Raw genomic sequence first — 12876 nt, 5'->3', positions numbered from 1 at the left:
ATCCCGACCCGGGGCTGGGACGGCCCCGGGAATCCAAGACCTGACGACAAGGCACTTCTACGTGAACCTGCGCAACCAGTGGCCGGTCCTGCCCATCGTGGCGGGACTGGCCTCCGGCCTGCTGACCGGCTGCGGCTCGGAGAACGGCGATCTGGGGTCCGACGGCTCCACCGTGGTCATGGGGATGTCCGACGACGTCCTGGCGACCGACCCAGCCTCCGGCTACGACCCCGGCTCCTGGCTGTTGTTCAACAACGTCTTCCAGTCGTTGCTGAGCTTCCCCAAGGGGGGCACCGAACCGCAGCCCGAGGCGGCCAAGGCGTGCGCCTTCAGCGACTCGCGGACCAAGGTGTACAAGTGCACCCTGCGCGACGGCCTGAAGTTCAGCAACGGCGACGCGCTCACCTCGGAGGACGTGAAGTTCTCCTTCGACCGCATGCTGAAGATCAACGACGACGCCGGGCCCGCGATCATGTTCCCGATGCTCGGCTCGGTGGACACCCCGAACGAGAAGACCGTCGTCTTCAACCTCAAGGTGCCCGACGCCACCTTCCCCAGCAAGATCGCCTCCGGTGCCGGCTCGATCGTCGACCACCGGCAGTACGACGAGGACGGCCTGCGCAAGGACGGCGAAGCCGTCGGCTCCGGCCCCTACAAGCTCGACTCGTTCGGCGAGGACAGCGCGGTCTTCTCCGTCAACCCGAACTACAAGGGCACCGCCAAGGTCCAGAACTCCGGCGTCACCCTCAAGTTCTTCCACGGCGACCAGACCAAGCTGAAGGAGGCGATCGTCGACAAGGACATCGACATCGCCTACCGAGGGCTGAATGCCGCCGACATAGCCGAAATCGAGAACGACAGCGGCAACGAGGGCATCGACGTCGTCGAGGGCACCAGCGCCGAGGTCCAGCACCTCGTCTTCAACATGAACGACCCGGTCGCCGGAAAGATCGGCGTACGCAAGGCCATCGCCCACCTCCTCGACCGCGAGGCCCTCGTCGACCAGGTCTACGAGGACACGGCGACCCCCCTCTACTCGATCATCCCGGCCGGCATAGCCGGTCACAACACCGCCTTCTTCGACACCTACGGCGCCCGTCCCTCCAGGGCCAAGGCCGAAGCGGCGCTCCGGGCCGACGGCATCACCGACAGGGTCAAGCTGACCCTCTGGTCGACCCCGTCCCGCTACGGCCCCGCCACCGACGACGAGTTCAAGGCGATCGCCAAGCAGCTCAACGCCAGCGGCCTGTTCGAGGCGACCGTCAAGTCCGTCCCCTTCGCGCAGTACGAGAAGGACATCGAGGCCGGCAAGTACGGCGTGTACGTGAAGGGCTGGGTGCCGGACTACCCCGACGCCGACAACTTCACCGCCCCCTTCTTCGGCGAGGGCAACGTACTCGGCAACAACTTCACCAACAGCACCATCACCGACACCCTCATACCCGGCACCGCCGCCCAGAGCGACCGCGGCGCGACCGACGCGGACTTCGGTGAGCTCCAGGACATCGTCGCCAAGGATGTCCCCGTCCTCCCCATCTGGCAGGCCAAGCAGTACGCCGTCGTCCGCGACAACGTCTACGGCCTGGAGTACTGCCTCGACGCCTCGACCGTCTTCCGCTTCTGGGAGATCAACAAGGGCTGACACCGGCCGCACACGAACGAGGGCGCCCCTACTGTTCCCGGTAGGGGCGCCCTCGTCGTCGTACACACATACACACGTACACACACCTGACCGGCTACTGCGCGCCGGGACGCACCAGCCCGCTCTCGTACGCGTACACCGCGGCCTGCACCCGGTCGCGCAGCCCCAGCTTGGTCAGCACATGCCCGACATGGGTCTTGACCGTCGTCTCGCTGACGAAGAGATCGGCGGCGACCTCCGCGTTCGACAGTCCCCGCGCCACCAGCTTGAGCACCTCGACCTCACGCTCGGTCAGCGTGTGCAGCGCGTCCGGCACGGGCTCGTCACCCGACGGCAGATGCCCGGCGTACTTGTCCAGCAGGCGACGCGTGATGCTCGGCGCGAGCATCGCCTCACCCGAGGCCACCACCCGGATGGCCTGCACCAGCTCGTTCGCCGGCGCGTCCTTCAGCAGGAAGCCGCTGGCACCCGCCCGCAGCGCCTCCACCACGTACTCGTCGAGATCGAAGGTCGTCAGCACCAGCACCTTCGCCGGCCCGTCCCGCCCGGGCCCGGTGATCTGCCGAGTCGCTTCCACACCGTCCATCCGCGGCATACGGATGTCCATGAGAACCACATCGGGCTGCAGGGCACGCACCTGGTCGATCGCCTGAAGACCGTCTCCGGCCTCGCCGACAACCGCGATGTCCTGCTCGGCCTCGAGAATCATCCGGAACCCGGTACGCAACAGCGGCTGGTCGTCGACCAGTAGGACACGGATGGCCACGTAAGTCTCCTTCGCTCGTCAGCCCCCATTCTGCCCTGTGCGCTACCGCGCCCCTTAAGGGGCGCGGGGCTCTGTCGATCTGCGGCTCCGCCGCGGGGCGCGACTAGTCCCACCGGCCCGCAGGTGATCACGGCTCTCCGGGCGCAGCCACACGCACAGGCAACGGATAAGGCGGGGGAGTACCCCCAAATTCCGGGCACACCGCCTGGTGATCGCACCAACCGCACAGCTTCGTCGGCCGGGGACGCCACACCCCCGTCTCCGTGGCCTCCCGGATCGCCTCCCACAACGCCAGCAGCTTCCGCTCCACCCGCTCCAGATCGGCCATGACCGGGTCGTACGTCAGCACATCCCCACTGCCGAGATACACCAGCTGAAGCCGCCGCGGCACCACGTTCTTCAAGCGCCACACGACCAGCGCGTAGAACTTCATCTGGAACAGCGCGCCCTCCGAATACTCCGGACGCGGCGCCTTCCCCGTCTTGTAGTCGACGATCCGCACCTCACCCGTGGGCGCCACATCGACCCGGTCGATGATCCCGCGCAGCTTCAGCCCGGAATCCAGCTCCGCCTCGACGAACAGCTCCCGCTCGGCAGGCTCCAGCCGCGTCGGATCCTCCAGCCCGAACCAGCGCTCCACCAGCTGCTCCGCCTCACCCAGCCACCGCGCCAGCCGCTCCCCGTCCGGATCGTCCGCGAACAGCTCCACCACCTCCGGCCGCGACTCACGCAGCCGGTCCCACTGACCCGGGATCAACGACTTCGCCTGCGGCGCCGTCCGCTCGGCCGCCGGTGCGTCGAACAATCGCTCGAGCACCGCGTGCACCAGTGTGCCTCTCGTCGCCGCCTCACTCGGCTTCTCCGGTAGCCGGTCGATCACCCGGAACCGGTACAGCAACGGACACTGCATGAAGTCACTGGCCCGCGAGGGCGACAGCGACGCCGGCGCGGAGGGCAGCACGGCCGGCGAGACGGACTCGGCGGTGCCCTCGGTGCTCATTTCCATGACGACGACCATACGGCCCGCCACTGACAGTGACCCGGCCGCCGCCACGCCCCGGCCACAACACCCGGGCGAACACAGGGGGTGCCGGGGCGGAACCCGTAGCGACGGCCGCATACCATCGACCCGAGGCCCTTCCGCCCCGGAGCGGAAAAGGGAGACGCATCCGACAAGGGGACACCGTGGACGAGAGCGGCGGGAGCGGACAGCCGCGCTCCGGCAACGACCAGCCGACCGACCGCCACACCGGCGGCACGGCGCCGACCACCGACCCCGCACACGCCGAACCCACGACGACCGACACCCGGGTCGCGGAGACCGAAAATCCGGACGTGGAGCCCACGCGGACCGACGAGCCCACCGACACCGGCGAACCGGCCGCCCCGGAACCCGCGAAACCGGACGAGCACGAGCCCGCCGACACTTCCGGCCGCACCCGCACCACCCCCCGCCTCGCCAAGTCCCGCGCCCCCCGGAGGCCCAAGGACCCCGGTGGCGGTCTCCTCATGGGACGCCCCTTCGGCGTACCCGTCTACGTCGCCCCCAGCTGGTTCCTCGTCGCCGCCCTCATCACCTGGGTCTTCGGTGGCCAGCTGGACCGCGTACTGCCCGAACTCGGCGCCGTCCGCTACCTCGTCTCCCTCTTCTTCGCGGTCGCCTTCTACGCCTCCGTCCTCGTCCACGAGCTCGCCCACACCGTCGCCGCCCTCCGCTTCAAACTCCCGGTACGACGCATCCAGCTCCAGTTCTTCGGCGGCGTCTCCGAGATCGAGAAGGAGTCCGAGACCCCCGGCCGTGAATTCGTCCTCGCCTTCGTCGGCCCGCTCCTCTCCCTGATCCTCGCGGGCGTCTTCTACCTCGCCCTCCAGACCGTCGAACCCGGCACCGTCCCCGGCGTCCTGCTGGCCGGCCTGATGATCTCCAACCTCATCGTGGCCGCCTTCAACCTCCTGCCCGGCCTGCCCCTCGACGGCGGCCGCATGCTCCGCGCCGTCGTCTGGAAGATCACCGGCAGACCCATGACCGGTACGGTCGCGGCCGCCTGGGTCGGCCGAGCCCTCGCCGTCTCCGTCCTCATCGGACTCCCGCTGCTCACCCAGTCCGGCGCCCTCGGCTCCACCGCCGAGGACAGCGTCGGCATGGACACCGTCACCGACGCCCTGCTCGCCGCGATCCTCGCCGCGATCATCTGGACCGGCGCCGGCAACAGCCTCCGTATGGCCCGCCTGCGCGAACACCTCCCGGAACTGCGGGCCCGCAACCTCACCCGCCGCGCCGTCCCCGTCGAGACCAACACCCCCCTCTCCGAGGCCCTCCGCCGCGCCAACGACGCCGGGGCCCGCGCCCTCGTCGTCGTCGACCCCGAGGGAGAACCCCTCTCCCTCGTCCGCGAGGCCGCCATCGTCGGCGTACCCGAACACCGCCGCCCCTGGGTCTCCGTCAGCGGACTGGCCCAGGACCTCACCGACGGCATGCGCGTCTCCGCGGAACTCTCCGGCGAGGAACTCCTCGACGCCCTGCGCGCGACCCCCGCCACCGAATACCTGGTCGTCGAGGATTCCGGCGAGATCTACGGAGTCCTCTCGGCGGCCGACGTGGAACGCGCCTTCGTGAAGGCGATGGCCCGCCCGAACTAGTGCACGGCCCTGCCGTAAGGGCTCAGTACGGCGACCCGGCGGGCGGGACCACCCGAGCCGGTCCCGAACCCGCAAGCCCGGTGGTCAGCGGCCCCCGACAACACCGGTAGGCTCTTCACATGTCCGAACCGACCGGTGCCGCCCGCAGGCGCGGGCCCTTCAAGGTCGGGGACCAGGTTCAGCTGACCGACCCCAAGGGCCGCCACTACACGTTCACGCTCGAAGCCGGAAAGAACTTTCACACCCACAAAGGTTCCTTCCCGCACGACGAGCTGATCGGCGCACCCGAGGGCAGCGTTGTCCGTACCACCGGAAACGTCGCCTACCTCGCGCTGCGCCCCCTGCTCCCCGACTATGTCCTGTCCATGCCCCGCGGCGCCGCCGTGGTCTACCCCAAGGACGCGGGGCAGATCCTCGCCTTCGCCGACATCTTCCCCGGCGCACGCGTCGTCGAAGCGGGCGTCGGCTCCGGCTCGCTCAGCAGCTTCCTGCTGCGCGCCATCGGCGACCAGGGCATGCTGCACTCCTACGAGCGCCGCGAGGACTTCGCCGAGATCGCCCAGCAGAACGTCGAGCGCTACTTCGGCGGTCCCCACCCCGCCTGGCAGCTCACCGTCGGCGACCTCCAGGACAACCTCAGCGACACCGAGGTCGACCGCGTCGTCCTCGACATGCTCGCGCCCTGGGAATGCCTGGAGGCCGTCTCCAAGGCGCTCGTCCCCGGCGGCATCGTCTGCTGCTACGTCGCGACCACCACCCAGCTCGCCCGGACCGTCGAGTCCATCCGTGAGATCGGCTGCTTCAACGAGCCGAGCGCCTGGGAGTCGATGGTCCGCAACTGGCACATCGAGGGCCTCGCCGTCCGGCCAGACCACCGCATGATCGGCCACACCGGCTTCCTGCTCACCGCCCGCCGCCTCGCCGACGGCGTCGAGCCGCCCATGCGCCGCCGCCGCCCCTCCAAGGGCTCCTACGGCGAGGACTACACCGGCCCCAACGCCGACGGCGGCAACGGCCGCTGACCGCGTCAACGCACCGACATCGTGGCCGGGTTCCCGCAGCACACCGGGAACTCGGCCACAACGCTTTCCCATTGACGCCACAACGGCACCGGTGCTGACGCCGAACACCTCTGACCCCGCCGTTCCCCCGCACTGTGACGTGTGGCACTATGCGGGACACCCCACCGGCACAGCCCTCCACGGGAGACACTCCGAGTGCAGCAATCCGCCGTCCCGGAACTGGCACACACGCACACCCGCCCCATCCACTGGCTCGCCACGGCCACCGGCCCCACCGGCGTCGTCGCCCTCTCCTCCGCGCTCCAGCCGGGCTCCGCCACCGCGGCCCAGGCAGCCGGCCCCGCAGGCAGACCCGCCGCGGTCGCGGCACCCCCGGACCCCACCGGAGTCGACTTCCCCCTCCAGTGCGGCCCGCTCCCGATCCTCGTACAGGACAAGGCCACCGGAGACCTCGACGGCGACGGCAGACCCGAGACGGTCGCCTCCGTACGCTGCGACGCCGGCTCCGGCACCCCGCCCAACGGCGTGTACGTCCTCACCCGGGCCGCCGACGCGGAGCAGCCGCGCATCGTCGCGACCCTTGTCGACCCCAAGGACCGCCTCACCGTCACCGACCTGACCGTCAGTGACGGCGCCGTCACGGCCACCCTCCTCGGCTACTCGTCCCTCGACGTCCCCCGGTGCTGCCCCGACGTCGACGAGCGCGCCAAGTGGCAGTGGAAGGACGGCTCGTTCCTCCGCTCGACACCCGCCGGCGCACAGAGTGTGTGAACACGGGAACAATTGATCGACCGGCAGTCGTGGAACGTACGCGCGACCACGGCCCTGTGAGAAACCGGACAGTGGCGAGTGTGTGAATCAGCCAGAGGTGGCGCGGAGTGGTCGGACCATCACTCCGCGTCCGGGCCGAAAACCTCGACTCTGTCCGAAACTCGACGTACGTGAATGCAGTCGCCCGGACACTCCTTCGCGGAGTCCACCACATCGGTCAGCAACGTCAGCGGTACCGGTGTCGTCGCCCCCGGGGCCTGCAACAACTCGTCCCCGGGGCTCTTCACGTACGCCAGCCCGTCGATGTCCAGCTCGAACACCTCCGGCGCGTACTGGACGCAGATTCCGTCCCCGGTGCACAGGTCCTGGTCGATCCAGACCTCCAACGCCTCACCGTCGGCCACGGCCTTCTCCTGCACGGTCACATCTCCTGCCGTTTCTGTCCCGAGCAAGACAATCCGACGGCAAGTCGGCCCAGCTCTGACGGGTGTTGAACACTTCGACCCTACCTCCGGCCGCTTCCCAGCCATGTTCTGTGGGTATCCCCCTGGCGTGAGGGAGAGCGCAAGGGTGAAGATCGGACACACCTCTAGAGTCTTTGTGATCTAGGGGTTTCAATCGACACCCACCCAGGTAGGGTCTGGAAGCGTCCAGCTCCCCTTGGAGGAGGTGAGGACCGTGGCAGCCCACGACGACGACATGAACCGCGGCATCCGCCCGGGACGAGGGTCCGACGACCCGTCCGGGCAGATTGCCTACCTTGAGCAGGAGATCGCCGTCCTGCGGCGTAAGCTCGCCGACTCTCCGCGACACACGAGGATTCTCGAAGAGCGGATCGTCGAACTGCAGACCAACCTGGCCGGCGTGTCCGCACAGAACGAGCGGCTCGCCAACACACTCCGAGAGGCCCGCGACCAGATCGTGGCACTCAAGGAGGAAGTCGACCGGCTGGCACAGCCCCCGGCAGGCTTCGGTGTCTTCCTCGTGGCCAACGAGGACGGCACGGCCGACATCTTCACCGGAGGGCGCAAACTCCGCGTGAACGTCAGCCCCAGCGTCGAGCTCGAAGAGCTCCGACGTGGCCAGGAAGTGATGCTCAACGAAGCTCTCAACGTGGTCGAGGCCATGGAGTACGAGAGCGTCGGCGACATCGTCACCCTCAAGGAGATCCTCGAGGACGGCGAGCGCGCCCTGGTACAGGGGCACACCGACGAGGAACGGGTGGTACGGCTCGCCGAGCCACTCCTGGACGTCGTCATCCGCCCCGGCGACGCCCTCCTGCTCGAACCCCGCTCCGGCTACGTCTACGAAGTCGTACCGAAGAGCGAGGTCGAGGAACTCGTCCTCGAAGAAGTACCCGACATCGGCTACGAGCAGATCGGCGGCCTGGGCAACCAGATCGAAATGATCCGCGACGCCGTCGAACTCCCGTACCTCCACCCCGACCTCTTCAAGGAGCACGAACTCAGGCCGCCCAAGGGCGTCCTGCTGTACGGGCCCCCCGGATGCGGAAAGACGCTCATCGCCAAGGCCGTCGCCAACTCGCTGGCCAAAAAGGTCGCCGAGGTCACCGGGCAAGCCACCGGCAAGAGCTTCTTCCTCAACATCAAGGGCCCCGAACTCCTCAACAAGTACGTCGGTGAGACCGAGCGGCAGATCCGCCTCGTCTTCCAGCGTGCGAGGGAGAAGGCCAGCGAGGGCACACCCGTCATCGTCTTCTTCGACGAGATGGAATCCCTCTTCCGTACCCGCGGATCCGGCGTCAGCTCGGACGTGGAGAACACCATCGTCCCCCAGCTGCTCGCCGAGATCGACGGCGTGGAGGGCCTGCAGAACGTGGTCGTGATCGGCGCCTCCAACCGCGAGGACATGATCGACCCCGCCATCCTGCGCCCCGGCCGCCTCGACGTGAAGATCAAAATCGAACGTCCGGACGCCGAATCCGCCAAGGACATCTTCCAGAAGTACCTCACCACGCGTCTTCCGCTGCACCCCGACGACCTGGGTGAGCACGGCGGAGACAGGGCCGTCACCGTCCAGAGCATGATCCAGACGGCCGTGGAACACATGTACACCGAATCCGACGAGAACCGCTTCCTGGAGGTCACCTACGCCAACGGTGACAAGGAAGTCCTCTACTTCAAGGACTTCAACTCCGGCGCCATGATCGAGAACATCGTCGGCCGCGCAAAGAAGATGGCCATCAAGGACTTCCTCGACAAGAAGCAGAAGGGCATCCGCGTCTCCCACCTCCTCCAGGCCTGCGTGGACGAGTTCAAGGAGAACGAGGACCTTCCCAACACCACCAACCCCGACGACTGGGCCCGGATCTCCGGAAAGAAGGGCGAACGGATCGTCTACATCCGTACGCTCATCACCGGAAAGCAGGGCGCGGACACCGGACGCTCCATCGACACGGTGGCAAACACCGGTCAGTACCTGTAAAAGACGGGGTGGCTGCGGGTGCCCTTACCGGGTACCCGCAGCCAACTGTTTTTCAGGCCACAGCCGGAGCGAGGCAATGACGCAAATGATCTCCCCACCAGCGCAAAGGCGTTCTAGGCTCTTCCGTACCGCCGAGTCGCGCAGTGCGGGGACGGGCACCGCACACGCACCGGAGCACCGGCGGTACTTGAGCGGCGTCCCCGACCGAGGACACCGCCGGGCAAGGAGGGCCGCATGACCGTACGGCGAGTAATGGGCATCGAGACGGAGTACGGGATCTCCGTCCCCGGCCATCCCAACGCCAATGCCATGCTCACCTCGTCCCAGATCGTCAACGCCTACGCGGCGGCGATGCACCGGGCCCGCAGGGCCCGCTGGGACTTCGAGGAGGAGAACCCGCTGCGCGACGCGCGAGGCTTCGACCTCGCCCGCGAGGTCGCCGACTCCAGCCAGCTCACCGACGAGGACATCGGCCTGGCCAACGTCATCCTCACCAACGGCGCGCGGCTGTACGTCGACCACGCACACCCCGAATACAGCGCCCCCGAAGTCACCAACCCCCGCGACGCCGTCCTCTGGGACAAGGCCGGCGAACGCATCATGGCCGAAGCGGCCGAACGCGCCGCCCAGCTCCCGGGCGCCCAGCCGATCCACCTCTACAAGAACAACACCGACAACAAGGGCGCCTCCTACGGCACGCACGAGAACTACCTGATGAAGCGGGAGACCCCCTTCTCGGACATCGTGCGCCACCTCACGCCGTTCTTCGTCTCGCGCCAGGTCGTCACCGGCGCCGGCCGCGTCGGCATCGGCCAGGACGGCCACGAACACGGGTTCCAGCTCAGCCAGCGCGCCGACTACTTCGAGGTCGAGGTCGGCCTGGAGACCACCCTCAAGCGCCCGATCATCAACACCCGGGACGAGCCCCACGCGGACGCGGAGAAGTACCGCCGCCTCCACGTGATCATCGGCGACGCGAACCTCTCCGAGATCTCGACCTATCTGAAGCTGGGCACCACGGCCCTGGTCCTCTCCATGATCGAGGACGGCTTCATCGCGGTCGACCTGGCGGTCGACCAGCCTGTACGCACCCTCCACCAGGTCTCTCACGACCCGACACTCAAGCGCCTGGTCAAGCTCCGCAGCGGGCGCACACTGACCGCCGTACAGCTCCAGATGGAGTACTTCGAACTCTCGCGCAAGTATGTGGAGGAGCGATACGGGGCCGACGCCGACGACCAGACGAAGGACGTCCTGGCTCGTTGGGAAGACACCCTGAACCGCCTGGAGAACGACCCCATGAGCCTGGCCGGCGAGCTCGACTGGGTCGCCAAGCTGGAACTGATGGAGGGCTACCGGCGCCGGGACGACCTCGACTGGGACGCCGCCCGGCTCCACCTGGTCGACCTCCAGTACGCCGACGTGCGGGCCGAGAAGGGCCTCTACAACCGCCTCGTGGCCCGTGGGCGCATCAAGCGCCTGCTGGACGAGGACGAGGTCGAGCGGGCCCGCACGAAGCCTCCGGAGGACACGCGCGCGTACTTCCGCGGACGCTGCCTGGAGCAGTACGCGGACGACGTCGCGGCGGCCTCCTGGGACTCCGTGATCTTCGACCTGCCGGGCCGGGACTCGCTCCAACGTGTCCCAACCCTGGAGCCGCTTCGCGGAACGCGTAATCACGTGAAAGAGCTCCTGGACCGCTGCCGCACGGCAGAAGACCTGGTCAGGGTCCTGTCGGGCCACTGAACGGGCCTTTGGGCCGAGGCGGCTCGGCAGGGTGGAAAGTGTGGCGTCCGGGAATCATCGAGGTGGTTCCCGGACGTTGTAGCAACAGCGGGGCCAATGTCGGACCCTGCTTGTAGGGTCTGATCAAGAACGTCGAACCGAGCGGGGTGAGGGTTATGGCGACCAAGGACACCGGCGGCGGACAGCAGAAGGCGACGCGCAGCACCGAGGAGGTCGAGGAGGCACCTGAGGCACAGGTATCCGAAGACCTCAAGGAGCGCCAGGAGAAGCTGAGCGACGATGTCGACTCGGTCCTGGACGAAATCGATGATGTGCTCGAGGAGAACGCCGAGGATTTCGTTCGCTCATTTGTGCAAAAAGGTGGGCAGTAAAGGGTATTTGGTCAGTCAGCCTTCGAAATGAAGGTGGCGGGGGATGGGTGACGAAACGCCGGGCAGGCGGCGGTGCGCGGGCTGCCGAAAGGGCTTGTCTGCTTCTGCTTTCGCGCGGGACGGAAATCGACGCGATGGCCTTCAGACGCGGTGCCGCGAGTGCGTGGCGGAGTACAGCGCCGAGCACTACCGGCGCCGCCGAGAGGCCGTGGGGAAGTCTGTGCGGGAAAGAGTGGACGTCCCGTCTGGACACAAGCTCTGCCGAACGTGCGGAGAGATCAAGCCTCACGGTGAGTGGCACCGCAATGCGACTGCCTCGGACGGCTTGTCCACACGCTGCAAGGCGTGCCGGGCGACCCGGGGGCGAGAAGACCATCTGATGCGCCAGTACGGCCTTACTGAAGCTGAGCGTGACGAGCTGATCGTCTCGCAAGGTGGCGTCTGCTGCATATGTTTGTCTGCTCCGCCCGCACATGTGGATCACTGCCACCAGACGGGTAGGGTCCGAGGCGTACTGTGCTTCAGCTGCAACGCGGCGCTGGGGCAGTTCAAGGATCGGCCCGACGTCATAAGGCGGGCTGCGACATACGTGGAAGGAAACGCGTGGAAGCCAACACTCGTAGCACCGGGCGTCTACCGGCTGCCTTCCTGACGCCCGGGTCGTCGTCCTTCATGGACTTCCTGTCCGACCATCAGCCGGAGATGCTCCCGGGCAAGCGGCAGTTGCCGCCCACCCAGGGTGCGATCGAGGCGCCTCACGGCACGACCATTGTGGCCGTCACCTTCCCGGGTGGTGTGGTGCTCGCCGGTGACCGGCGGGCGACCATGGGGAACGTCATCGCGCAGCGGGACATCGAGAAGGTGTTCCCGGCGGACGAGTACTCGGCTGTCGGCATCGCCGGCACCGCCGGACTCGCCGTGGAGATGGTGAAGCTGTTCCAGCTGGAGCTGGAGCACTTCGAGAAGGTGGAGGGTGCGCAGCTCTCGCTGGAGGGCAAGGCGAACCGGCTGTCCACCATGATTCGTTCGAACCTCGGTATGGCCATGCAGGGTCTTGCCGTGGTGCCGCTGTTCGCCGGGTTCGATGTGGACCGGGGGAAGGGGCGCATCTTCTCGTACGACGTGACGGGTGGGCGTTCCGAGGAGCACGGTTATGCCGCGACGGGGTCGGGGTCGATCTTCGCGCGCAGTGCGATGAAGAAGCTGTACCACCGTGATCTGAGTGAGGCGGATGCGACGACGCTGGTCATTCAGGCGTTGTACGACGCGGCCGACGACGATTCGGCGACCGGTGGTCCCGATGTCGCGCGTCGGATCTACCCGATTGTCACCGTGATCACCGAGGACGGTTTCCGCAGGCTGACGGACGATGAGGGTGCTGAGATCGCCCGTTCGATTCTGGAGCGGCGTCTGGAGCAGCCCGACGGCCCGCGTGCCGAACTGCTGTAGTACCTCTCGCTGTTCAGGTGGTCC

General features: G+C 67.5%; 12 protein-coding genes. 9 read left to right on the top strand and 3 right to left on the bottom strand.

Annotated elements, in window-relative coordinates; all coding sequences use genetic code 11:
- The first annotated feature begins 61 nt into the window (after nt 1-61).
- The gene (locus tag G3I56_RS11325; RefSeq protein WP_164408770.1) at nt 62-1642 is read left to right on the top strand and encodes an ABC transporter substrate-binding protein; all 1581 of its coding nucleotides are present in this window, start codon (nt 62-64) and stop codon (nt 1640-1642) included.
- 94 nt (nt 1643-1736) lie between these two features.
- Here G3I56_RS11325 and G3I56_RS11320 read toward each other — a convergent pair whose 3' ends face one another.
- The gene (locus G3I56_RS11320; protein ID WP_006375930.1) at nt 1737-2408 is read right to left on the bottom strand and encodes a response regulator transcription factor; all 672 of its coding nucleotides are present in this window, start codon (nt 2406-2408) and stop codon (nt 1737-1739) included.
- A 127-nt stretch (nt 2409-2535) separates the two neighbouring features.
- A complete protein-coding gene (locus tag G3I56_RS11315; protein ID WP_239134829.1) occupies nt 2536-3408 on the bottom strand; it encodes a RecB family exonuclease in 873 nt (290 codons plus the stop codon).
- A 185-nt stretch (nt 3409-3593) separates the two neighbouring features.
- On the opposite strand from G3I56_RS11315, the gene G3I56_RS11310 reads away from it, so the two are divergent.
- From G3I56_RS11310 to G3I56_RS11300, 3 genes are all read left to right on the top strand, one after another.
- On the top strand, nt 3594-5048 hold the full coding sequence (locus tag G3I56_RS11310; RefSeq protein WP_164408768.1) for a site-2 protease family protein: 1455 nt from the start codon (nt 3594-3596) through the stop codon (nt 5046-5048).
- Nucleotides 5049-5167: 119 nt separating this feature from the next.
- On the top strand, nt 5168-6070 hold the full coding sequence (locus tag G3I56_RS11305; RefSeq protein WP_164320531.1) for a tRNA (adenine-N1)-methyltransferase: 903 nt from the start codon (nt 5168-5170) through the stop codon (nt 6068-6070).
- 195 nt (nt 6071-6265) lie between these two features.
- On the top strand, nt 6266-6841 hold the full coding sequence (locus tag G3I56_RS11300; protein ID WP_164408767.1) for a hypothetical protein: 576 nt from the start codon (nt 6266-6268) through the stop codon (nt 6839-6841).
- A 119-nt stretch (nt 6842-6960) separates the two neighbouring features.
- On the opposite strand, the gene G3I56_RS11295 is transcribed toward G3I56_RS11300, so the two are convergent.
- Nucleotides 6961-7266, bottom strand: coding sequence for a ferredoxin (locus tag G3I56_RS11295; RefSeq protein ID WP_164408766.1), 306 nt, complete (start codon nt 7264-7266; stop codon nt 6961-6963).
- A 253-nt stretch (nt 7267-7519) separates the two neighbouring features.
- On the opposite strand from G3I56_RS11295, the gene arc reads away from it, so the two are divergent.
- The 5 genes from arc (at nt 7520) to prcB (ending at nt 12852) form a co-directional block, all read left to right on the top strand.
- Entirely contained in the window at nt 7520-9286 is a 1767-nt protein-coding gene (gene arc / locus G3I56_RS11285) for a proteasome ATPase (protein WP_164408765.1), read from the top strand.
- Nucleotides 9287-9520: 234 nt separating this feature from the next.
- The gene (dop, locus tag G3I56_RS11280; RefSeq protein ID WP_343239918.1) at nt 9521-11032 is read left to right on the top strand and encodes a depupylase/deamidase Dop; all 1512 of its coding nucleotides are present in this window, start codon (nt 9521-9523) and stop codon (nt 11030-11032) included.
- 155 nt (nt 11033-11187) lie between these two features.
- On the top strand, nt 11188-11403 hold the full coding sequence (locus G3I56_RS11275) for a ubiquitin-like protein Pup (RefSeq protein ID WP_161064777.1): 216 nt from the start codon (nt 11188-11190) through the stop codon (nt 11401-11403).
- 43 nt (nt 11404-11446) lie between these two features.
- Nucleotides 11447-12055, top strand: a complete 609-nt coding sequence (locus G3I56_RS11270) for an endonuclease VII domain-containing protein (RefSeq protein ID WP_164408764.1) — start codon at nt 11447-11449, stop codon at nt 12053-12055.
- Nucleotides 12007-12852 carry a proteasome subunit beta gene (gene prcB, locus G3I56_RS11265; RefSeq protein ID WP_164408763.1) on the top strand — a complete coding sequence of 282 codons (846 nt, stop codon included), beginning with the start codon at nt 12007-12009 and terminating at the stop codon, nt 12850-12852. Before G3I56_RS11270 ends, prcB begins: the two co-directional genes overlap by 49 nt.
- The last annotated feature ends 24 nt before the right edge of the window (nt 12853-12876 follow it).

This window comes from Streptomyces sp. SID12488 (genome assembly GCF_010548275.1).
Lineage (GTDB): Bacteria > Actinomycetota > Actinomycetes > Streptomycetales > Streptomycetaceae > Streptomyces.
The sequence above is the reverse complement of the archived record's forward strand: the minus strand, read 5'-3'. Positions and strand labels throughout refer to the sequence as shown.

Bases quoted from the DNA above. Each gene is read 5' to 3' on its own strand.
- G3I56_RS11315 (WP_239134829.1), bottom strand. From the start codon at position 3,408: ATGAGCACCGAGGGCACCGCCGAGTCCGTCTCGCCGGCCGTGCTGCCC.
- G3I56_RS11305 (WP_164320531.1), top strand. From the start codon at position 5,168: ATGTCCGAACCGACCGGTGCCGCCCGCAGGCGCGGGCCCTTCAAGGTC.
- dop (WP_343239918.1), top strand. From the start codon at position 9,521: ATGACCGTACGGCGAGTAATGGGCATCGAGACGGAGTACGGGATCTCC.
- G3I56_RS11275 (WP_161064777.1), top strand. From the start codon at position 11,188: ATGGCGACCAAGGACACCGGCGGCGGACAGCAGAAGGCGACGCGCAGC.
- G3I56_RS11270 (WP_164408764.1), top strand. From the start codon at position 11,447: ATGGGTGACGAAACGCCGGGCAGGCGGCGGTGCGCGGGCTGCCGAAAG.